Source organism: Niastella sp. sgz303648, assembly GCF_059587045.1.
On sequence record NZ_JCAPSW010000025.1, the window covers coordinates 1 to 23,804 of the forward strand.

Below are 23,804 nucleotides of genomic sequence, written 5' to 3' on the forward strand. Positions count from 1 at the left end.
CAGGATTATTTAAAAACCTGTATAGTTATAGTAGGACGAGTCATGGTGTATCATTTTGTAGCAATATGTAGCATTATGTTGCAAAATGTGTCATTTTTGGAAGCGCCTGATTGAATCGGTATTTTTCCTCCATATCTTTGTTATGAACAAATGAACAGTGATGTATAACCGAACATTTGAGTACTTACAATTGACAAAGTTCATTATCGTTCCCGCTCCACAAAACAACTAAGCAGCTTGCAATCGGTAATCATTGCATCTGCAAACCGGCAAACCGGAAACGAGGATGCGATGGCGCGATGCGACTTCCACTTGTAATATGTACGATGGATCCAATCCCGCTTCAGCGGGACAGGTAATGCAATGCCTTCATTTGTTACGCACTTTATTGGCCAATAAAGTAACAGGCTTTGTTAAGTAGCTGGTATTTTTATTTCCTAACAACTAAAATGTCAAAACATGACACACAATATCACAAACGGATTTAAAAAACTCCGTGATAACGATTTGATCGGTTTCTCATACGGCGTTACAGGAAAAATGGAGAATAATCCAAATTTTCCTCAGCCACCCGCCGCATTGGCTGACCTTAAAAAACTACTCCCCGAGTATCAGGAGGCCAATGTCAAAGCAAGCGGTGGCGACGAAGAAATGCGGTTTATTAAAAGGGCTATACGGGTCAGGGTGATCTCCCTGTTATCAGATATAGCCGATTATGTAACCCTTACCTGTAATGGTGATCCTGCCAGGTTGGTCAGCAGCGGTTTTGAACTGGCCAGGGCAAGAGGTACAAAAGCAATGGCCGCTATTAAAGAACTGAAGGTAACTGTTGACCGGTCCGGTGAAGCAGTTACCCGGGTTAAAAGAGTGGCAGGCGCCAAAGCGTACATTCACCAGTATACAATCGACCCGCTCACGGGCGACAATGTATGGGTTAACAAGGTCACTACCGATCCCGGTTATACCTTTACAGGTCTTAAATCGAAAGAGAAGTACTGGTTTCAGGTTATCGCTGTAGGATTGAATGGCCAGGAGTCTGCTTCTCCACCTGCTTCGCGGGTTGTTCAGTAACAGATGAATAGCCAACATATTACTTAATAGTCAGGAGTTCCGCCATCGGCGGGACTTCCGTTTTATATGCCCGGATCGGGAAAATATCATTTTGAAACAAATTATTCATTATAGGTGAGTTGAACGGGCAGGCGGCCGGGCCCAGGCTTCCGGCATTATCAACGGTGTTATACATGTATGTTTACTGAAATAATTTTTTTTATTAAATAAAAAAAATTATTTTGGATGTAATGATTCCTGTGCGCCTGCTATATGCAAAAACACATTTTTAAAAGTGTTATTTCCTGATAGCACTTTGATTTGCAAGCGAAATTTCGGCTTCGCTTCAAGGTTTCATGTTTGAGTCATAATTTTATTTTTTACAATAGCATCTGGGCTCATTGTAGCGATAGCTATATCCTGAAGTATTAACACTCTCTGTTTTTCATTCTTACATGTTACTTACTGCGTGAATACACCGGTTATTAAAATATCTTATTTGCACAATTCATAAATAATAATGTTAAATACACGCTCTGATCAATTCGCATCGTCGCCTTTTATTTACCGCGTTAATCATCAGTTTTTTCTGGGCAATACTCCCTGGTATTTTGTAGGCGCCAACTACTGGTATGGGCCTTACCTTGGTTTGAAAAAAGACCCGGAAAAAGGCATAGAACGGTTGCGCCGGGAACTCGATTTTCTGAAAGCAAAAGGCATTACCAATTTGCGTATATTAGGTGGGGTAGAAGGTGCCGGTCAGATAAACGGCGTTCAGCGGGTTATGCCATCTCTGCAGCCGCAAAAGGGTGTTTTTGATGAACAGCAACTGAAAGGACTTGATCTGTTACTATATGAAATGGGTAAGCGGCAATTGAAAGCAGTGATCTTTCTCAGTAATAACTGGGAGTGGAGCGGCGGCTTTTTACAATACCTTAACTGGAATGGCTTGCTTGCTACGCCCGATATGCAACGTAAACTGAACAGGATTGAACTGAGCGATGCTATCAGTAAATTTTATGGTTGCACTCCCTGCATACAGGATTACTACGAACAGGTAAAACACATTATTACCCACACCAATACCATCACTGGTAAAAAATATAGCGAAGATCCCGCCATCATGGCGTGGGAACTGGTCAATGAGCCCAGACCTATGCGGCCTGCTGTCAACGACGACTATTATACATTTATCAGCAATACCGCCTCGCTTATCAGGTCGCTCGATAAAAATCACCTCATCACTACCGGTCATGAAGGCGTTATGGCCATTGACAACGACATGCCGTTGTACGAAAAATTACATGCCGATAACAATATAGATTATCTCACCATTCATATCTGGCCAAAGAACTGGAGTTGGTTTAAAGAAAATACATTACACCAGGATCTGCCCGGGGTAATTGATAAAACAACTGCCTATTTAAACAAGCATGTACTGGCGGCTGAAAAATTAAACAAGCCCCTGGTGATCGAAGAATTTGGTATTCCCAGAGATCATCATGCATTCAGTGTTGATACTCCTACTACTGTAAGAGACCAATACTACCGGTTATTGCTGGAACAATGGCAACGCAGTAAACTTCATAATGGCGTATTGGCGGGCTTAAACTTCTGGTCATTTGCAGGCATCGGAAAACCCATACCCGGGCAAACCTTCTGGGAGCAGGGCAACGATTACCTCGGCGACCCGCCTATGGAAGAGCAAGGATTGAATTCGGTATTTGATAGCGACGCCAGTACCTGGCAATTAATTACAACGTTTACCATCAACTCGTAGTTACTTAGTAAATAGTTATAAATCAGTAGTATACGTTTATTGATAAAAGATATACATTTCAACGTTTGCTCATTTCCGAATATATATTAACTTAACATACGATTAAACTTTGGTTGTTTTATTCCATTTTCATTTCTCCAAAATTTGGTTTCCACTTATTAAGTAAACATGTGAGTTTCTTTAGCGACAGCTATTGCAATCCCTAACGTTGCCACAACATTAATAGAATTTCAGGTAAAGATTTATCAGATTCTATGCATCTGCGATAAGCTGTTTTTTTTGCAAATCATCCTTTTTTAATACAGAAAATATTTGCACCCGCCTGCAATGAAATGCAGGAACCGGGAACGGAGCATAATGGCCTTTTTTGATTAAACATTGTTTTATGAAGGTGCGAACCATTGCTGTTTTTTACCTGTTTGCCGGTGGCCTGGTGGCAATAATCCTGTATATGTTGAATGCAGGTAATGGTCCTGGTTTGTCCGGAAGCAGTTTTTCAGGCGTTCATGTACAACCTGTTCTGCCATCCTCAGGTATTATAAAAGCGCTTTCGAACATACAGGCGCTCATTATTCTGCAGATCGCTCTTATTTTGGTTGTGGCAAGATTATGTGGTGTGCTATTCCAAAAGCTGGGGCAACCTACTGTAGTTGGTGAAATCATAGCCGGTATTGTACTTGGACCATCGCTTACAGGAACTTTATTTCCTGGTTTTAGCGAATTCATATTTCCAAAGTCCTCGTTAGGTAGCCTGCAGATATTGAGCCAGATAGGCCTCATACTGTTCATGTTTGTTATAGGCATGGAACTCAGGCTGAATGTGATCAGGAAAGAAGCCGGTACTGCTTTGGTCATCAGTCACGCCAGCATTATTATTCCTTACGGCCTGGGAGTTGGTCTTTCCTGGTACCTGTATAAAACATACGTACCTGCCAATATTCCTTTTTTCGCATTTGCATTGTTTATGGGTATAGCCATGAGTGTTACTGCTTTTCCGGTGCTGGCAAGAATAATACGTGAAAGGGGGCTTTCCAATACCCGTCTTGGCGATATTGTAATTTCCTGTGCAGCTGTTGACGATATCACGGCATGGTGTCTGCTGGCCATTGTAATAGCCATCGTAAAAGCAGGTTCTATTACCGATGCGCTGTACACATTGCAATTTGTAATCCTGTATGTTGCGCTGATGTTCCTTGCCGTGAAACCTTTGCTCAGAAAGGTATTACAGAAAAAAACTGAAAAAAAAACGATCGATCGCCCGGCGCTTGCAATCGTTTGTACGGTACTGCTGTTAAGTGCCTGGTGCAGCGAAGTAATTGGAATACACATGTTATTCGGAGCATTTTTAGCAGGTATTGTTATGCCGGCAGATGTGGTGTTCAGAAAACAACTGATCGATAAGCTCGAAGACTTCGCGCTTGTAATGTTGCTTCCCTTGTTCTTTGCCTACACCGGTTTGCGAACACAGATGGGATTACTGAACAATTCATCGCTATGGGGCAGCTGCGCGCTCATTGTGCTGGTAGCCATTGCAGGAAAATTTGGCGGAAGTGCTCTCGCCGCCATGTTCATGCGTGAATCTTTAAAGAATAGCTTATCAATAGGCGCATTAATGAATACCAGAGGCCTGGTAGAACTGGTGGTGCTCAACATCGGTTACGAGTTGGGAATACTCTCGCCCGAAATATTTACCATGATGGTACTAATGGCACTCGTCACTACATTTATGACTAATCCGGCATTGAACCTCATTAATAAGATAAAAGACAAAGACAGCCCTTCGATTGAGGAATTACCACAGGAATACCAATTGGAAGATGGAATGAAAAAGTGAACCATCAGGATTTACACCGCAAAAATTGTATTAATACTTTACCGGAAACATATTAGTTAACTATAAAAGATACGTATGGAAAAATTATTTTTTCAGAAGTATGATATGTATACAGCTGAAGATCATAAAACCTGGTCTACGCTGCTTAAAAGGCAAAAGCGGTTATCCGAAAGCTCGAATATCTCTAAGGAATATTTAAGTGGTCTCGGTAAGCTTGGGTTGAGCAACGACCGGATTGTAAAGATAGATGAGATGAGCGATGTGTTAATGAAAATAGCGGGATGGGCCCTGGTACCTGTAAATGGGCTCATTCCTACCAAAGAATTCTTTCATATGGTTAGCAATAGAAAATATCCGGTAACGGTATATATACGAAAACCATTTGAACTGGATTTTAGTGAACAACCGGATATTTTTCATGATGTATGCGGACACTTACCCTTGTTGACTAATGAAAAGTTTACCCAATTTCTTACATCCTATAGTATAATTGCATTAAAATATGTGCATAATGACAGAGCCGTGGAACTGCTGGGAAGGCTATATTGGTTTACGTATGAAATGGGTTTAATTAAAGAATTTGATGAATGTAACGCATACGGAGCGGCTATTCTCACTTCTTCCAGTGAAATGGAAAACTTTAAGGATAAAAAAATACCTAAATATTGTTTTGATATTGACCATATTTTCAAAACAAGCTATGACAGTTTTAATTTACAACACGAGTATTTTGTTATAAACTCATTTGATGATCTTTTCAATTGTTTGGAAAACCTGGAAGAAAAACTGACCCGGCATTTGTTGTTGCCGGTATCCAACGCAAACGCATACGAATAACTTCAAAATATGCAGAAGTCTGAAATCTCTTCCACATTGACGGAGGAATTTTGCTGCAATAAAGTTGACTATGGCCCTGAGCGAAATATAATTGACCTGTTTGCCGAACAGGTGCAGAAACGCGGAAATGCAATAGCATTGGTATATGAAGATGAAGAAATGAGTTACAGCGATCTGGACGATTATTCCGGTAGAGTAGCGCGCTATTTAAAAAAAGGAGGAGTGAAGCCGGAGCAGATGATTGGGATCTGTATGGAACGCTCAATGGAAATGATAGTGGCGATATTGGGAATATTGAAAGCGGGATGTGCATATGTTCCTTTCGATCCTGATTACCCGCCCGACCGTATTCGTTATATGGTAGATGATAGCGATTGTCGGGTAGTGCTAAGCAGTAAGTCCTGTATGAAAGCGCTGGAGGGGTGTGATTGCCGGATCATTTATCTGAACGGGGAAATGGATATTGTTCAGCAGGAATATGAAGAGGGAATGCCTGACGTGGTGCGTCCATCGCAGTTGGCCTATATGATCTATACATCCGGATCTACCGGATTGCCCAAAGGGGTGATGATAGAACATCGTAATGTGGTGAATATGGTACGGGGTAAAGCGCCTGCGCTGCATTTGCGTTCGGGAATACGGGTGTTGCAGTTTTCTTCGTTGAGCTTTGATGCCTCGTGTTATGAAATTTTTTGTACACTGTTGTATGGAGGTTGCCTTGTATTGGTTTCCCGGTCGGTCATCATGGATCCTGAACAGTTATACGATGCGCTGGAACGGCATTGCATAGAGCTGATCACATTGCCACCCAGCTTTCAGCAGGTGCTTAAAGAAAAATTGTTTGGCGTTAAAACGGTTGTATCGGGAGGAGAACCATTGATACCCAAACTGGCAAAGAAATTAAATGAAGAAGGGATACGGGTGGTCAATTGCTACGGACCAACAGAAAATACCGTGTGTTCTACATGGTCGGTTAATTCGGTGTACAATAATGGAATAGTAACAATTGGCCGGCCAATAGGTAACGTACAGGCATATATACTCGATGAGCGGTTGGAACCCGCTCCCATCGGCGTAAAAGGTGAATTGTATCTTGGAGGAGCGCAGGTTGCACGCGGGTATTGGAATCGACCGGACTTGACAGTGGAAAAATTCATTCCGGATCCTTTCGGTAAGGAACCGGGCGCACGATTATATAAAACAGGCGATCTGGCGCGATGGCTACCCGATGGGAACATTCAATATCTGGGACGTACAGATGATCAGGTTAAGGTTCGGGGATTCCGGATCGAGTTAGGAGAAGTTGAAATGGTGTTGACGAATGCTCCCGGGATTCGGCAATGTGTAGTAGTAATATCAGAAGACGTACAGAGGGGAAATCAGCTGCTGGGTTATGTTGTAACAGGGCCGGATTATGACCGGGAAGAAGTACTGGTTTATTTAAGGAACAAGTTGCCTGACTATATGATACCGTCTGCTCTGATCCAATTAGAGGTTTTGCCATTGACAGGAGGGGGCAAAATAGACCGGCAGCTGTTAAAGAAGAACAAATAGTGAATGTGCAATCATTTGCTATATTGATGTAGTATCCGGTCTTTCGCAGCTTGCAGGGAATTTTTTACATGTTCAAATTCTTCTTTTATGCCGGGAATTTCAATTACTAATGAACTTACTCCTTCCTGAATATATTTTTCAATTACACTGCCAACCTGATCATAATCCCCTACAAAATAAGGACAATCCGATTTGAAATTTCTGAATGGAAATAAAGTATAGGTTTCATTGAAATTAGTATTGGTACTTTCATACAAATTCTTTTTCCAGGTAGCATCTGTATTGGACATTGAATATTTAAGCATATCCTCTCCATCTTCATCGTTTTTAAATAGTTCATTAAACTTATTTTTTGCCTCCTCTTTTGTCGGCCTCGTTATTAGTCCAAAATGTATTCCCTTTTTTTGAAGCGGTTGAATTTGAGTGTAGGTGCTTTGATGATCAGAATCGCTTGCCATATGAAATGAGGATGAAGAAAATGTTTCGTTTAATTCTTTAGCCTGAATGGAAGCACCGGCAATAAAATACCCGGGAAGAAATTCTTCAGGAAGTTTATCAGATAACGACAACCGATTTATAGTGTAATAATTACCTGAAAAATTTAAGCTTTTCCCTGAGCGCAATAAAAGATCTACAATCTGAATATATTCACTTAATCTTTTGTAGCGTTGTTCTTTTTCAAGATTGTCTCCAAGGCTGAACAGATCACTTTTTGAAGCGCCGGAAATAAAGTTGATAAAAATTTTTCTATTGTAAAATTTGCTTAAGGATAGTATTTTTTTTGCTACCGTAAAAGGGTGCATGTACACCGGGTTAACAGCAATAAAAGGACAAAGATTCTTTGTGCGGCTTAAAACAATTTGTGCGAAAACCCAGGGCTCAATGTTACCTCTGTTGCTCTCAAATAATAATAATCCGGTATAGCCGTATTCCTCACTAAGATTTATTATATCCAAAAGGTCACTGAAGCCGTATGATTGCACTTCATCACTTCGATGCAAAACTGTAAATAGATTTACTGTGCGATCTGGTAGATAAATATTCATAAGTTTTTATTTAGCTTTCCTGAATATTGACTTGAGTATTTCTTTATGCCATACATAAATACAAATGCTTTTCTCTTCAATTGATTTATGTTACGTATGAAAAGGTACAAATAATTAGCACCTGAAAATTACAGTTACAAAAGCTTATCATTAATGATAGTTTACAAACAGTCGTTATCACGCTGACAAAATATTTTACAAGACATTTAAAATATATTCTTTTGGGCTAATGTGAATGATGTGTCTAACTCTTTAGTAAGATCGAATATTTTTTTAATTTTAAAGTTGTTGTGTAATTGATTTTTTTCTATTTTTAATTTGAAATTTTCTTAGTTCAATTTTTGATCCCGTCCCTTTTGATTCCACTTGAAATTCTCACTTGTATTTCCATTTTAATTATTTTTTCATTCAGTAAAAGCAATGTGTGGGTTGCATTAGCGATAGCTGTGCCAAAAAATCATAATCACTTGATGTACTTGTTTAATTACCCGATATAACTTCAGTAGGGTGGTCAATTCTATTTTGTGATCAGATTTGTATGTTTTCTTAATAAAGCAATGTGGGAGTTGCATTAGCGATAGCCGTGTCAAAAAACATCACATAACGCACTTGTTAATTACCCGATATAACTCCAGTCAGGCGGTCAATTCTATTTTGTGATCAGACTTAAATGTTTTTTAAACATCGCTGTAATTGCCAACTCAGGCAATTGGAACACACTCTGAATACATCACATTCAAATTAAGAATTCAAAATTAGAATTTATGGGATCTACATTGGCTACCAGGAACTGGTATGTTGCTTACACATTTCCAAATGCTGAAAAAAGCGTGCAAAAAGACCTTGAAAAATTGCAGATTACTTCATTTTTGCCCTTACATGCTGTTGTGCGAAACTGGAGCGATCGTAAAAAGAAAATTCTAACGCCTCTTTTTCCGAATTACATTTTTATTTACTCCTCAAATGTTGAGAGATATCAGGCATTGCAGATTAAACGTATTATAAAATATATTTCTTTTGGTGGTGAGCTTGCGATAATAAAAAATGAGATGATTGAAGACATAAAGAAATTACTAAGCGGCGATGTAAAAGTTCACCACCAGGACTTTTTTCATCCCGGAAATAAAGTTAAAATTACACGAGGGCCCTTTATGGGCGTTGAAGGAATTTTGGAAAGATTTGATGGAAAATTGCGATTGGTGGTGACGATAAATTGTTTAAATCGGGCTGTTTCAGTTCATGTATCAGCCGATATGGTATCGCCTGTTACGAATGTATTGGGCCATGGTTTAGTGGATTAGCGGGTTTGCAATTTCATCCGTTAATGCCGAAGTATCTGTTATTTCGAATATTGTCCAAAATTCTTTACAGTTTACCTGTTTTAGCATAATATCATTACAAGTAGAAAGTGCGTTGATTAAACTCTTGATCTTATCATTAGTATTAACTGCATTTATAGTGAACAGATAAACTTTTCGGCCGCTTATTTTTATCTGTTCGGCCTGCATGTTTTCAATAAATCCGGTGTTTGCCGTTGACATAGGGAATCCCTGAAAATCCTCGTATAATTTACCATTTATGGTAATGCTTTCTTCAGGATTACCCATATTCTTCAGTTTATAAGACAGTTTCTTTCTAATTCTTTGTTCAACAAGATAACGGGCGCCATCAATTGTTGGTTCTATTAAATATAGATCGGTGATAAATTCCCGGGTCGGGCTCACCAGTACCGCCAGATCAGCGCCAAATCGTATTCCAAGAAGCTTGACAGCAAGAAGTGCATGTTTGTTTTTTATATAATCTGATAAATATTTTATGTCTTCGACAATCTGACAAAAGTCCATTTCGAATAATTCGCCTCCGCTGTCGCCGGTACCATAATAATCAAACCGAAGCACAAAATAACCTAATTGACATAGGGCGCGGGCGGTTGTGGCCTGGAATATATGCACTTTCTTTTTTTCGTCAAGTATCGGGTTTAAAAATATAAAGGCCTCACCATTGGGCGTTGTGGGATAATGCGAATAGATAAAAAGATATCTGTTGTCAAAAGTTTTTAAAAAACTTGCTTCTTCTTTCATATAGTATAATAATAGTTAAATTAAATGACAGGTTCGTTTGTCCAATGTGCTATGGCTTTACATACATCTCTTTTAAAACGCCATCCAAAAAAACTGTGATCTGATCCAATAATAATTTTTTCTGTGTAGGATGAAAAATGACACCTGTTCCAGAAAATTCGCGATTCGCTTAGTGTTTGATCTTTTTCGCCAAAAATATTTAAAACATGAACAGGCGAAATTAATGTTTCGGGTATTGTTTGAGTAGGGGAAAGAAGGATGAGTCGCTTGTACTGATTTCCTGTAGCATAATGAAGAATGGGTAAACAGCCTACCGAAATGCTGCACAATATGATCTCATTATAAGCATAGTGCTTTTCAAAATAAGTGGTGATCATTTTTAAATAATGGGTATAATACTGATTGTCTATTTCCAGCGGAGTTCCCGAAAAGTAGGGTAGGTTTTCATCAACGCTATCGCCATTAGGAGGAATGTCAACAGCAAAGGAGGCGATGTTATTGTTCAAAATTTCTCTGGCGATTTCAACATAAATTCTTTGTGGGCCTATCCTCGTACCTGTAGTTGCAGGAATCAGAAGCATTAATTTTTTACATGCACCTGATGTTCTTAAAATGCCAAATATTGAAGCCCCTGAATCGGAAATTATAATCGGCGTTTCTATCATAATTATCAGTTTCTATTTGAATGTATGATGTCTGGTGAGGTAATGTAAATTAATATTCATTTCAATTTCTATAAAAAAAACTATTATATGGAAAATTTTAAACTGACCAGCGAAGAAAGAGCCTCATTTTTAAAAAATGGTTTTTGGGGACCGTTTAAAGTATTTGAAAAGGACGATGCCATCGAAAGATGGAAGAAGATTAGAAAGTCTTTATTTCTTGAAAAGAGTAAAGTGTATGAAGAGAATAAATTCCATTATGATCGCCATTTGGACGTTGATTTGATTTCTGAGTATATCACCCATCCACGAATTGTTCATAAGGTGCAAAGCATTATAGGTCCCGACATATTATGTTGGCGTACAGAGGTGTTTTCCAAATCGCCGGGGGCAAAGGGAACAGAGTGGCATCAGGTGGAGGATTTTGCTTATGCAAATAACAACTCTCCCCAGTTAATACCAATGATAAGGGATAAATGGGGAATTGTGCTAACTGTGTGGATCGCTTTTTCTAAAGCAACCAAAGAAAATGGATGCATGAAGTTCCTCCCAGGCTCCAATGCAAGAATGTATTTCGACGAATCGAAGCCCTTTAACAAGAAAATTGACATGGAAAGTACCGGCTTTTATGGATATGAATTTGCTGATTTAAAGTATGACGCCGATTGGCAGCCGGATGAAGCAAAAGCCGTTCATATGGAAATGGAACCTGGGGAAGCCGTTATTTTTACCACAAAATGTGTTCATGGATCAAACCCCAATGTTACGAAAGATTCAACACGTTACAGTACAAACATCAGATACGTTTCCGGTTCTACAAAAATTTTCCCCGGATTGACCGAAGTGTGTGACCATGGAGAAAAATATAACCTGGACAATTACAGAGCTGTTTTAGTATCGGGGCAGGATAAGTATGGATTTAATAAGTTAACAACAGAAAATTTAAACGGAAGAAAGTTTGATGTTGTACCCGTAGCACTAAGTGAAGCTGAAATTGAAGAGATAACCAGAGAGGGCAGTTTAGTATAATCAACATATTATGATTTTTGTTGGAGACGGCGCTTTATTAAAAGATGCTTTAAAATATTCAATTGAATCTGGTCACCCGGTTGACTATGTATTTTGTAGTAATGCTGATATTGTTGATTTTTTGAAGAAACAGCAATTGGAGTATAAAATAACACAGGATATCAATGAAGAACATGAATCAATACAACATCGCTTAACCGACAATATAATTATATCCATTAATAACGGCCAGATATTCAAAGAGATTATTCTGAGGCTGCATCAGATAAGAATATATAATGTTCACAATGGTATATTGCCAAAATACAGGGGATTGCCAGAAGTGTGCATCCTCTTTGCGATATTGAATGGCGAAATGGAATATGGCGCATCTTTTCATAAGGTTGACGAAGGTATCGATACCGGGATTTGTTATGACATATTGAAATTCAGTATAAGCCCCAATGATACATTTCAGGACGTGATGTTAAAAGGAATTGATCATTGTTCACTTATTTACAGGAAAAATATCCACAAAATTATTTCGGGAGAATTGTGTGAAGTTGATGTGACAAATTTTGAATCCAGGTTATATGCTTATCGGGATTTGAACAACATAGGGCGTTTTAGCAATCAGGCCAACTTTAAGAGAGCCACCAGGCTGGGCATCTTTAAATTTTGGTTTAAGGAATTGGATTCAATCATTCGTAAATGCAAAGACGATCCGACTTTTAAAATGTGATAAATACAACCTATATGTTTAAAAAATTAATAGGGTTAGGTAAAAAGGAGAAAAAGAAATCGCAGCAGGAAATTTACGCGAAGGTTATTGAGATTATAAAAAAAAATCTGGACGAGGAATCAGGTAATGTTGAGTTGGAGCTTTCAACTAATTTGAAAGATTTAGGATTTGACTCCATTAAGTTCATGAACCTGGTCCTGAGTTTGGAGGAAATACTGGATAAAGATATTGAGGAGATAATAGATGAAGTGGAAGATTTGTCATCGATCAATACTATTCAGGATATCGTTGATATTGTAAATAAATTAATGTAGCAATTATGAAAACTGATGTGGACAAAATATTTACAGATTTGATTCAATCAACTAAAAAATATGTTGTCTATTTTGAAGGGAATAAAAGATGCCGTAAGACCTGGAAGGAGTTATCTAACGATATCGACCATTCAATCAGGATTATTAATGCAATAAAAGGAGGCGCAAAAAATGAAACATTGAAGGTTGGTATTATTGGCCCGATAAGTTATAGCTGGATGGTCTTTGATCTGGCCTGTTTGAAAGGCGGGTTTGTGACTATTGGTCTTCAGGAGCACGCTGATGTAGATGAGATCAATGAAATTGCTGCCGCAGAGCAACTCGATATCGTGTTGGCTGATTATTCCCTGAAAGAAAAGGTGAAAGAATTAAAACAGGGAATGCTGTATTATTTTAACTGCAATGCTTTCGAACCGAACGATATCCAAAAAATTTCAGTTGATGACAGCGAACCTGTTCAAATGAATATTTTAGATGAGTATGGGGCCGGCTATACCTCCGGAACATCCAGGCATCCTAAGAAAGTGAGATTGCTTTGTACGAAAACAAATGATGATCCCGGTTTTATTCAAAAAATGCTTAAAGCAATTTTATACCGGTTTACCTTTTGGTCGGGGAAAAACAACAAGCTGATCATTTTTATGCCTTTTTCCCATATTCAGCAACGTACGCTGGTTAAAATGGCTTTTATTAATAAAATCAACATTATTCTTTCGAACGAAGCAAATTGTATCAAACATATCATAACTGAAAAGCCAAATGTAATGGTATCAGTACCGGCTATCTATGATTTTATAGCCGGTAGAATACGGGAGAAGGTCGAAAAATTTCCTCCATTTAAAAAAAAGGTTTACCGGTTTTACAACAAAACAGGAATTAACAGGGGATCAAACCTGAATGTTGTGAAGGTTATTTTTGACAGGTATTTGTTTTCTGATATTAAAAAATTGTATGGCGGTAAGGCAAATTATTTTATTGTTGGTAGCGCAAAGTCAAATCTTGATACAATCAGAATGTTTTATAATGTAGGCGTTAAAATACTGGAATCATATGGGCAGAGTGAAACCGGCATCATTTCAATGAGCTCACACTGGAATTTCAGAATTGGCAGCGTTGGCAAACCCGGGCCGGATGTAAAAATTGCAGAAGATGGAGAGGTATTGCTAAAGTTGAATAAGAATTATTATCATGACTATAACAAGGATATTTTGAACGTAGATGAGCAGGATTACATACATACAGGAGATATCGGTTACCTCGATAAAGACGGTTATCTGTTTCTGAATGGAAGAAAAGATGAAGTGATTGTTTTGGAAAATGGACTGAAAATATTTTCCGGTGTTATTGAAGAAAAACTAATGCAGTGTGAAGGAATTAATTATGCTGTTGTTTTTTCAGACACAGGTAAATCTTTAAAGGCCATTCTGGCTACAGATGCCCATTTCACCACCAATGATATATTACACACCATAGAATCGCTGAATAAAAAATTAAAGAACTACGAAAGGATAGGCGCAGTTGCTGTAGATTATAATGTTTGGCGTGCAGAAAATGGATTCATGACAGGTACTTTAAAAATAAGAAGGAGTAAGATAATCGAAGAGAAAAGATCTTATACATTCTATTCAGTTCCTGATTCACCGGCAGCAATTGCTTTATGATCGACATCCATACTCATCTTGCCTGGCATAAGATATATTCCCCGTCTTACCTGCAGGGTATGCTTGCCGAGAATCAGGAAATATCCTCATCAAAACTGAACCAGCTTCTGAAAGCCATTTTGAATGATAAAGATGGTGGCCGGCACGTACGGCAAATGGATAAAGCGGGAATAGAAAGATCTGTATTGCTGATTATTGATAGCTGTATTGGAATGGAGCCGCCGGAAATGTCAATAGAGGAAATTTATAAACTTCATGGCAATATTCTAAAACAATTTTCAGATAGGTTTATGGTGTTTGCAGGAATTGATCCCCGGCGAAGAGATTGTTACGAGCTATTTATAAAGAGTGTAGAAACCTATGGATTCAGAGGGCTGAAGCTGTACCCGCCTATGGGTTATTCAATGAACCATCCATCTTTGAACAGGATTTATGAATATTGTCAAAGTCACCAATTACCGGTTCTCATTCACACCGGCAATTCATTGGAAACGCTCGATAAAGAGTTCAGTAAGGTAAAAAATGCAATTCCGGTGGTAAGTTGTTTCCCTGATATTCAATTTATTTTGGCCCATGCAGGTTATCAGTTGAAAGAACCCGGTATGACAGAATTGCTTACCCATCCAAATGTATATTTTGATATTGCAGGAATTCAATTATTCCTGAACAATAATATAAATCCGTTTCAGGACCTTCAAAAAGAAGAACTGCTTCAATTTTCGGAAAAAATTGTATATGGCTCTGACTGGCCTTTATTCAACCTCATGACACCTGTTCGTGAACATATAACCGCCATTGGCGCCTTGTTTAAGGCAAATGGGTTTTCAGACGGCCAGATAAAAAATATGTTTGATGCTACCCGCATATTCAGAGAGCATCACAATCTGCATAGCAGTTTAACTGCAAAGAAATAGCCTTATTTAGTCAAATCGAACTTTATAATAAAGTGAGTATGGAGTTCAATACCTTGCCCGCCCTTCTTTATCATGCCGGTAATAACGGGGATAAATGTGCTTACACCTTTCTTAATCGAAATGGGGAAGAGGAAACAACATTGACTTATTCCCAACTACTTGGCCATGTTGAAAATATAGGCGCTCATTTAACTTCAGTTTCACAAAAGGGAACGCGGGTTTTACTCGTATTTCCGCCCGGGTTGGATTTTATAATTTCTTTTTATGGAGTTGCCATGGCGGGAATGATTGCAATTCCTGCTAATGTACCAAAAGCAAAAGGTGATACAGACAGAATTCGAACCAGCATTGAAGATTGTAATGTTGATATTGTTTTAACGCTTTCATGGTGGGTTGATCAGTTAAGGTTAGTTGTGCCTCCTTGTGTTACTATTATAGCCGTTGACAAGTTGAGCAGTATAAATAAAGAGAACATCATATTCCCCAAAGTATTGGCTGAAGATCCGGTATTGATCCAATATACATCGGGATCCTCAGGTGCTTCGAGGGGGGTGACCATTACACATGATAATATATTGCAAAATCAGGCACTTCTGAAAAAAGCTTTTTTACAGGATAAAGAAAGTGTTATTGTGGGATGGTTGCCTTTTTATCATGATATGGGATTGATTGGCAATATCGTTCACCCTTTATATTTAGGAGCAAAAGCCATTCTCTTCTCACCTGTAGATTTTCTGATGAAGCCACGCATGTGGCTGGAAGTAATTTCCCGGTATAAAGGAACCATAAGCGGCGCTCCCAATTTTGCTTTTCAGCTTTGTGTTGATCGAATAGATGATAGTGATGTAGAATATTTGGATTTATCAGGTTGGAATGTTGCCTTTTGCGGAGCCGAAATGATAAGTTCAGCAACACTGAATGAATTTGCCGGAAAATTTTCAAAGATCGGTTTTCGTTCAACGGCATTTCAGCCTTGTTATGGAATGGCAGAAGCAACCTTATTGATTTCGGCCAGTCCTTATGGTGAAGGTTGTAAGTCGGTTAACCGAAACCTGCGTTCTTTGAAATACGATGCAGACTTTTACCAGGATAATGATATGACTAACATCTCTGTTGTCAATTGTGGTAAGCCGGCGGATTTTGATGTAAAGCTTGTGAATGCAAAAGGGTACGAATGTATTGAAGGAGAAGTGGGAGAGATTTGGGTGCGCGGCAGATGTGTGTCGAAGGGATATTGGAATGGGCATATGCCGGAACAGGCAGCGTTCTCAACATTTATTAATGGAATAGGCCCCTATTTCAACACAGGCGACCTGGGTTTTACAGAGAAAGGTGATCTGTATATAACGGGTAGAAAAAAAGAATTAATCATCCTTCGCGGTAAAAATTATTATCCCACCGAAATTGAAAGAGTAGTTACTGCCCTGGATAAAAATCTGATTACCGACCGGTGCGCTGCTTTTTCAATTAATAGGGATAAGGAAGAAAAACTGGTCATTGTATGCGAAGTGGAGCATGGCACGAAGGCAGTATTGAAAAAGATATTGGAAAAAATACAGCAGGAGCTATTCAATTACTATGAGATCAAAGCGGATGAGATTGTTTTGATACGGAAAAATTCTTTGCCAAGAACCACAAGTGGTAAAATTCAAAGAACCAAATGCAAAAATCAATACCTCAATCGATCCCTGAAATGTGTTGGCTCCAATCTTCAACAGTTAAATACTGAGCACATAGATCAATCAGGTTTTACACCGGAGGAAATTATTATAAAGAATGTAGCGGAGAAATTGACAAATTCTCCTGTCAAAGACAAGTACACGAATCTCTTTTCATTGGGGCTTGATTCTATTTGTTTAACCCAAATGAACATTTCCCTTTCCGGAAAATTTAATAAGGAAATTCCTGTTGATCTGATCTTCAATTACCCGGATATTCATTCTTTAGCGGAAGCAATTGCGAACATACCGGAATATAAAGCAGCGGGAGACGCAGTCGTTGAAAAAGAAAAATATTTTCCCTTGTCACCGGTTCAAACAGGTATCTGGTACGATTTTAATCTCAGGCGTACGAGCAGTTACAATATTCCCTGTTTGGTTTCATTAAAAAATGAACCGGATGAATTTTTGTCAAATAACCTTAATAAGCTCATTTCAAAGTATGATATTCTGCGAACAGTATTTCCGGTTCAGCAAAACGGACCAGTACAAAAAATACTTTCATCCTGTGTTTATGAAATAAAAAAACTTGATTTTTCAGGTTTAACCGGTGATGAAATTGAAACATATTTGAGCAGGGAGGTAAGTAATGTTTTTGAATCGGATAAATGGCCGCTTTTTAAAATATCACTAATAAAATTTCCGGGGAATGTTTTTAAAATACTAACTGTATTTCATCATCTGATAGCCGATGGCCAGTCAATGCTTATTTTCCTGAATGAGTTGTTGAACCCCTTTACAAATCACACGTACAGGCAATCATACCACGACTATGTAAAATGGTGTGAGCAATATGAGAAATCGCCTGCGTATGGAAAGGCACGGGAATATTGGATGAAACAGCTTGGCAAGGTCGAAAAATTTGATCTTCCTTTCAGGGAAAAAAACGGCATTGTTTCAGAGACTGGTTATTCGGTATCCTTAATATTTTCCCGGGAGCAACACCGCAATATCAAAGCGCTTGCAAAGGAAGCCCAATGTGGTATTTACACCGTTCTGCTTTCTGCATTTATTTACTTACTGTTCAGAACTTCCGGCAAAAAGGAGGTCGTAGTGGGCGTTCCAACGAGCGGGCGCATGATGCCGTCGTTTCAGAATATGCTGGGGGTTTTTATTAATGCGATAATGGTTAAAGTTAATGTGGATGAAGGTGATTCGCCGGTTGAATTGTTGAAAAAGGTGGATAAAGCATTGAATGAAGGGCTCAGGCATCAGTTCTATCCGCTGAATAAAGTGTTAAGCGATTTGAGATCTGCCGAATCGGGGTACGAACGCAGTATAACAAGGGTTTTCTTCAATGGGCTTAACTTTTATACAGGATCGGAATCACAACAGTTTTATGAAGCCTTTAAAAATAACCTGGGAGTTGAGTTAAACCAGGATATTAATTGCTATGCATTTCAGAATGAAGATGAGATTCGGATCAGAATGGATTGTAATCCGCGTAAAGTGAACAGGGCAGAGGCCAACCGGTTGATATTTCAATATCAGGCGATCATGAATAAGATGCCGGAACAACCCGATATGGCCCTGACTCAATTAATTCAGGAGCTTCCGCTTCCTCAGGAAGAATATGAGAAGATTATTTCATTTTCGGGTGACGAAGTGCCCGGGCCTGTTAAAAATTTATTATTACAAATTCAGGAACAGGTTCAACGGGTACCCTCGAATAGTGCCTATGTTTTTAAAAATACTGCTGTTACGTATGCGCAGCTCTGGAATTCCTCTGATAAAGTGGCAAATATGCTGGTCCAAAGAAAGGTTGAACGAGGCGATCTGATACCAGTCATAATGAACAAAACTCCCGATCTGCCTGGTGCGATCCTGGGTTGCCTGAAAACCGGCGCAGCCTATGTTCCATTGGATATTGAGTGGCCACAGGAAAGATTATTGATGCTTATTGATGACCTGAATCCGAAAGCTATTTTAACAGATGGTTTTATTGATGCCGGTCTTTTAAACGAATGGTTCAATAAGGTCATTGATGTAAGATCAGAGAATCTGCCGGCTGCTACATACCCGCATGAATATAGCTTTCACCCCGAAGATATTGTTTATGGTTTTTATACTTCCGGTACAACCGGTATGCCTAAATGCGCTTTAAACAGGCACATTGGTATCCTGAACAGGTTTGCAGATATGAACAGAAGATATGATGGAAATGAGCGGGATACTATTTTGTTTACCAGCAGACAAAGTTTTGATGTTTCATTCTGGCAAATGTTTTGGCCTTTAACAAATGGAGCGAGGGTGATTATTCCCGCAACACAGAAAGGGTTTGACCCGGCTGAATTTGTTGATATGGTGAATCGATATGATGTAACACTAACCGATTTAGTTCCCTCGGTTTTTAATTTATTGGTAGATTATTTGAAAAGAAATGCTAATTCCGGTCAACAGTTAAAGAGCTTGCGTCATGTTCTGATTGGCGGTGAAGTAATAAGTCCAACCCATGTTCACCAATTCAGAAAGAGATTTCCCCATATAAACGTGGCTAATACTTATGGTCCTACAGAGGCCTCCATGGGCACCATCTTTTATAAAATAAGCGATCAGGCGCCTGATCCAATACCAATCGGAAAGCCTATTGATAATGTAAAGGTTGTTATACTTAATAAGGATAAAGCATTGACGCCTTTATATGGCACCGGCGAAATTTGTCTGGGCGGTGTTTGTCTTGGGGCCGGTTACTACAATTTGCCGGATAAAACGGATGAGGTATTTATCGACAATCCATTTAAGGATATAAATAGCGACAAGCTTTATAAAACCGGAGATCTTGGATATTTCCTTCCGGATGGAAATATACAATTTGCAGGCAGACTGGATGATCAAATCAAGATCAATGGTATACGAATTGAATTGGGAGAAATTGAAAATACATTGCGTGCTATTTCAGGGGTTAGCAGGGCAATTGTAATTGCTGTAAAAGAAACAGATAAAACAGAGATATGTGCTTACGTTGTGCTCACAGAGGATATACAGGTGGAAGAGATTAGAAAATTGTTAAGATTAAGATTGCCTGGTTATATGGTGCCTTCTCATATCATACAGATAAACGAAGTGCCTGTTAACACCAATGGAAAGCTCGATAGAGATAAATTACCTTTGCCGGCTATGAAGCCTATTCATAACGATTTTGGAAAACCGAAGACTGAGACGGAAGCATTGTTATTAACTATTGTCGATGGTCTCCTGAATCAGGAACCCGGGTCAATCGGCACAAATACTGATTTTTTTGCTATCGGAGGAAATAGTCTGAATGCTACAAAACTTCAGTACAGAATATATGATGCATTTCAGGTGAATATTTCTTTAAGGCAGATATTTGAGCATCCTGTGTTGGAAAACCTTGCTTTGGTTATACAACATGCCCGCAAGGTGAATCCTGAAACCGGAATTGCTGAAAATAAGGGATATTTTGACCTTAGCCCCGGACAAAAAAGATTGTGGGTGCTTAGCCAGATGGATGAATCTTCAATGGCATTCAACGTGCCAGTTTTAATGGAAATTATTGGTCAGGTTAGCGTTGAAAACATAAATAAGGTACTGCAGGCACTTGTTGAACGATACGAAATTTTGAGAACCATTTTTGAGTACACGGACGGCCAGCCCAAACAGCGGGTATTGATGGCTGAAATCACGAACAACAGGATTCAGGTGATTAATTTGACAGATAAAGAAAAGAGCAGTATAGGCAAGATCGTTAAAGAGCAGGTGAATATTCCTTTTAACCTGGGTAAAGGTCCGCTTTTTAAAGCTGTTTTATTTCATATTGAATCTGATAAATATTACCTGCTATTCAATATGCATCACCTTATAACTGATGCCTGGTCGATGGATGTGCTGGCGAGGGAATTTATCAGCATGTATAACAATTACCTCACAAAAGACCATATATATGTAATAGATGAGCCGTATCAATACAGGCATAGCGTAGCATTGAAAGAGCAATACAGAAATAGTTTGGAATATGAGCGGCATAGAAAATACTGGCTTGAGAAATACAGGAATGGAATTCCGGCATTGGATTTTCCGGTTGATTTTAAAAAGTCAGGAACAAAAACATATAACGGTGCATCTGTCAGTATCATTTTAGATAAGTCTCTTTCGAAACAGATAAGAGAATTTTCAATAGAGAACAATTGCACAGTATTTACTTTTTTAATGAGTGCAATAAATCTGCTTTTGTACAGGTATACCAATCAAACAAATATTGCCATTCAAATGCCGGTATCGGGCAGGGGGTATCATGGAACCGAAAATCAACCGGGATTCTTTGTGAATACAATTGTTTTAGGGGTGGAGTTTGAAAGTGATGACACATTTAGCGGCTTGTTGTCGAATGTTAAAAATGAAATACTTGCTGCTTTTGATCATCAGAAATTCGAATTCCAGGATCTCATCCGGGACATGGGAGCTAAAAAAGCCACTTCGCGGGATTTCGCTTTTGATGTTTCGGTAGTTATGGAAAGCATGGTTGAAATCGATGAATCTATTCAGCTGGCCGACGGTTTAACACTGAAGCGTAAACCATTTTTGAAAGATTATGTTGTGTCTGATCTCAGTTTTGTTATCAGGGAGGAATTAACCACTTTTCATGTAAGCATTGAATATAATAACTGCCTTTTTAAGTGTGAAACCATACAACGGATCATAAAGCACCTTGAAAATATAATTAAACAGGTTTTAAATGATGCTGCTGTAAGGTTAAATAAGGTGTCCTTTTTAGAAAAATCCGAGATTGATTTGCTGATAAATAATTTCAATGATACAGTCATATCATATCCGGCAAATAAGAGTGTTATAGACCTGTTCGAAGAACAGGTGATAAAAACACCCGGGCAGCTGGCACTCTGCCGGGAACAAGTGAGTTATAGTTATAAAGAATTAGATAAACTCGCTGATCTCATGAGTGCAAAACTTGAAATGCACCGTGGTAAATTGGGAATGATAGTGCCAGTGATATCAAGAGATCCGTTACAAATGATTGTTGGTATATTATCTGTATTGAAAATGGGCAAAGCATATATGCCCGTAGATCCGGATTTACCAACGGAAAGGATTGCTTTGATGATTGAAGATAGTGGTTCAGCCATAGCTGCTTCGGAGAAAGGGCTGAAACTACCGGCAATGCCTTCGCTGGAATTGATAGAAATAATCACAGATCCCGAAGAAAGAACGATCAACGCCCGAAAAAAGGAATTGGTGCGTACGGCAGAAAGTTTATGCTATGTAATGTATACGTCCGGATCGACCGGCCGGCCCAAAGGCATCAGGGGTATTGACCGGAATGTAGTAAGGTTGGTTAAAAATAATCGACTTCTGTCGGTATCGGCGGGTGACCGGATTTTACAAACATCACCTATGACCTTTGATCCTTCGGTACTGGAAATATGGGGGGCTTTGTTAAATGGGGCCACTATCTATCTCACAAATAAAGAATCAATTCTTGATCCGGCAGCACTCAAAAATGAGTTAGCGGATAATGGAATAACAAAACTATGGCTGACTACCCCAATATTTAATGAAATGGCATCACTTGATCCTGTAATGTTCTCGGGTTTGAAAGATTTAATAGTAGGAGGAGATATTCTGGTGGCCGATAAAGTAAATGCCGTATGTAAAGCCTGTCCTGCAACGACAATAACAAATGCATATGGCCCAACCGAGAACGGTGTTTTTTCAACATGTTACAAAATTGATGATGTTATTTCAGGCCCTGTTCCTATTGGCAAACCGATCAGCAACTCTACTGTATATATTTTAGATGATTATTTACAATTGGTTCCCATTGGAGTTGCGGGAACTTTATATGTAGGAGGAGATGGCTTGCCTGAGGGATACCATGATGACCTGCTTACTAAAGAAAGATTTATCACCCATCCTTTTGTGAAAGGAGAACGGTTATATAATACCGGTGATTTAGGCATGTGGCTAACGGATGGGAATATCGAATTTTTAGGTAGAAAGGATAGACAGGTTAAAATAAACGGCATCAGAATTGAGCCCGGAGAAATTGAAGGTGTACTAAATGAATATCCCGGCATAAGAAATTCATACGTTATAGTAGAAGGATCCGGTATAAGGGCGTACATAGTAAATCAGGACAAAACCTGCGCAGAGAACGACATAAAAGCCTGGCTGAGTCAGCATCTTCTTTCTGTAATGATTCCCGAATATATTTTTCAGCTTTCGTCACTCCCGCTTACTTCGAATGGAAAGATCGATATTAAAAAGTTGCCTCAACCTGAGAAAAAAACCGAAAGAGCTTTAGTTCCTGTAGATAGGTTACAGGAAAAGCTGATTGCCATTTGGGCAGAAGTTTTAGGTATTGAGCAATCCGATATAGGAATTGATCAGGATTTTTATGACCTGGGAGGAAACTCTTTAATTATGGGACGCGTGATCTCCAGGATTAAAAGGGAATTTTCGATCGAGCTAAGTTATAAGGATCTGTTTTTAAATAAAGACATATCCAGTATTTCACATTTAATAAGGGTGAGTAATCGGGCTGATGATCTGAATGATGCCATCCCGGTTTTGAACCGGTCTGATTTTCAGATCAATGATAACTGATCGCGAATGCAGCACTTACTAAAA

The 23,804-nt window shown here is 38.9% G+C and carries 15 protein-coding genes; 12 read left to right on the forward strand and 3 right to left on the reverse strand.

What is annotated here, in order from left to right; all coding sequences use genetic code 11:
- Positions 1 to 459 precede the first annotated feature (459 nt).
- The 5 genes from AC59IL_RS36500 to AC59IL_RS36520 all read left to right on the forward strand — a co-directional run bounded on the left by AC59IL_RS36500 (position 460) and on the right by AC59IL_RS36520 (position 7,055).
- On the forward strand, positions 460 to 1,071 hold the full coding sequence (locus AC59IL_RS36500) for a fibronectin type III domain-containing protein (protein WP_496557191.1): 612 nt from the start codon (positions 460 to 462) through the stop codon (positions 1,069 to 1,071).
- Positions 1,072 to 1,570: 499 nt separating this feature from the next.
- Positions 1,571 to 2,830 carry a glycoside hydrolase 5 family protein gene (locus AC59IL_RS36505; protein ID WP_496557192.1) on the forward strand — a complete coding sequence of 420 codons (1,260 nt, stop codon included), beginning with the start codon at positions 1,571 to 1,573 and terminating at the stop codon, positions 2,828 to 2,830.
- A gap of 385 nt (positions 2,831 to 3,215) precedes the next feature.
- Complete coding sequence (locus tag AC59IL_RS36510; protein WP_496557193.1) at positions 3,216 to 4,664, forward strand: cation:proton antiporter domain-containing protein; 1,449 nt, start codon at positions 3,216 to 3,218, stop codon at positions 4,662 to 4,664.
- 75 nt (positions 4,665 to 4,739) lie between these two features.
- Positions 4,740 to 5,501 (forward strand): hypothetical protein, encoded by a 762-nt coding sequence (locus AC59IL_RS36515; protein ID WP_496557194.1) that lies wholly within the window; start codon positions 4,740 to 4,742, stop codon positions 5,499 to 5,501.
- A 9-nt stretch (positions 5,502 to 5,510) separates the two neighbouring features.
- Positions 5,511 to 7,055 carry a non-ribosomal peptide synthetase gene (locus AC59IL_RS36520; protein ID WP_496557195.1) on the forward strand — a complete coding sequence of 515 codons (1,545 nt, stop codon included), beginning with the start codon at positions 5,511 to 5,513 and terminating at the stop codon, positions 7,053 to 7,055.
- 11 nt (positions 7,056 to 7,066) lie between these two features.
- On the opposite strand, the gene AC59IL_RS36525 is transcribed toward AC59IL_RS36520, so the two are convergent.
- Positions 7,067 to 8,101, reverse strand: coding sequence for an LLM class flavin-dependent oxidoreductase (locus AC59IL_RS36525; protein ID WP_496557196.1), 1,035 nt, complete (start codon positions 8,099 to 8,101; stop codon positions 7,067 to 7,069).
- Positions 8,102 to 8,865: 764 nt separating this feature from the next.
- On the opposite strand from AC59IL_RS36525, the gene AC59IL_RS36530 reads away from it, so the two are divergent.
- Positions 8,866 to 9,402 carry a UpxY family transcription antiterminator gene (locus tag AC59IL_RS36530; RefSeq protein ID WP_496557197.1) on the forward strand — a complete coding sequence of 179 codons (537 nt, stop codon included), beginning with the start codon at positions 8,866 to 8,868 and terminating at the stop codon, positions 9,400 to 9,402.
- Here AC59IL_RS36530 and AC59IL_RS36535 read toward each other — a convergent pair.
- Complete coding sequence (locus tag AC59IL_RS36535) at positions 9,391 to 10,182, reverse strand: serine aminopeptidase domain-containing protein (RefSeq protein WP_496557198.1); 792 nt, start codon at positions 10,180 to 10,182, stop codon at positions 9,391 to 9,393. The two genes, AC59IL_RS36530 and AC59IL_RS36535, sit on opposite strands and share 12 nt — an antisense overlap.
- Before the next feature lie 20 nt (positions 10,183 to 10,202).
- The gene (locus AC59IL_RS36540) at positions 10,203 to 10,763 is read right to left on the reverse strand and encodes an alpha/beta fold hydrolase (RefSeq protein ID WP_496557199.1); all 561 of its coding nucleotides are present in this window, start codon (positions 10,761 to 10,763) and stop codon (positions 10,203 to 10,205) included.
- Positions 10,764 to 10,934: 171 nt separating this feature from the next.
- Between AC59IL_RS36540 and AC59IL_RS36545 the strand changes: the two genes are divergently transcribed.
- Genes AC59IL_RS36545 through AC59IL_RS36570 form a run of 6 tightly spaced genes read left to right on the forward strand, consistent with a single transcriptional unit; the run spans position 10,935 to position 23,780 of the window.
- The gene (locus AC59IL_RS36545; RefSeq protein ID WP_496557200.1) at positions 10,935 to 11,873 is read left to right on the forward strand and encodes a chlorinating enzyme; all 939 of its coding nucleotides are present in this window, start codon (positions 10,935 to 10,937) and stop codon (positions 11,871 to 11,873) included.
- A 10-nt stretch (positions 11,874 to 11,883) separates the two neighbouring features.
- Complete coding sequence (locus AC59IL_RS36550; protein WP_496557201.1) at positions 11,884 to 12,594, forward strand: formyltransferase family protein; 711 nt, start codon at positions 11,884 to 11,886, stop codon at positions 12,592 to 12,594.
- A gap of 14 nt (positions 12,595 to 12,608) precedes the next feature.
- Positions 12,609 to 12,908, forward strand: coding sequence for an acyl carrier protein (locus AC59IL_RS36555; protein ID WP_496557202.1), 300 nt, complete (start codon positions 12,609 to 12,611; stop codon positions 12,906 to 12,908).
- 5 nt (positions 12,909 to 12,913) lie between these two features.
- Positions 12,914 to 14,569 (forward strand): AMP-binding protein, encoded by a 1,656-nt coding sequence (locus AC59IL_RS36560; RefSeq protein WP_496557203.1) that lies wholly within the window; start codon positions 12,914 to 12,916, stop codon positions 14,567 to 14,569.
- Positions 14,566 to 15,483, forward strand: a complete 918-nt coding sequence (locus AC59IL_RS36565) for an amidohydrolase family protein (protein ID WP_496557204.1) — start codon at positions 14,566 to 14,568, stop codon at positions 15,481 to 15,483. Before AC59IL_RS36560 ends, AC59IL_RS36565 begins: the two co-directional genes overlap by 4 nt.
- Positions 15,484 to 15,521: 38 nt before the next feature.
- Complete coding sequence (locus AC59IL_RS36570) at positions 15,522 to 23,780, forward strand: amino acid adenylation domain-containing protein (protein WP_496557205.1); 8,259 nt, start codon at positions 15,522 to 15,524, stop codon at positions 23,778 to 23,780.
- Positions 23,781 to 23,804 lie beyond the last annotated feature (24 nt).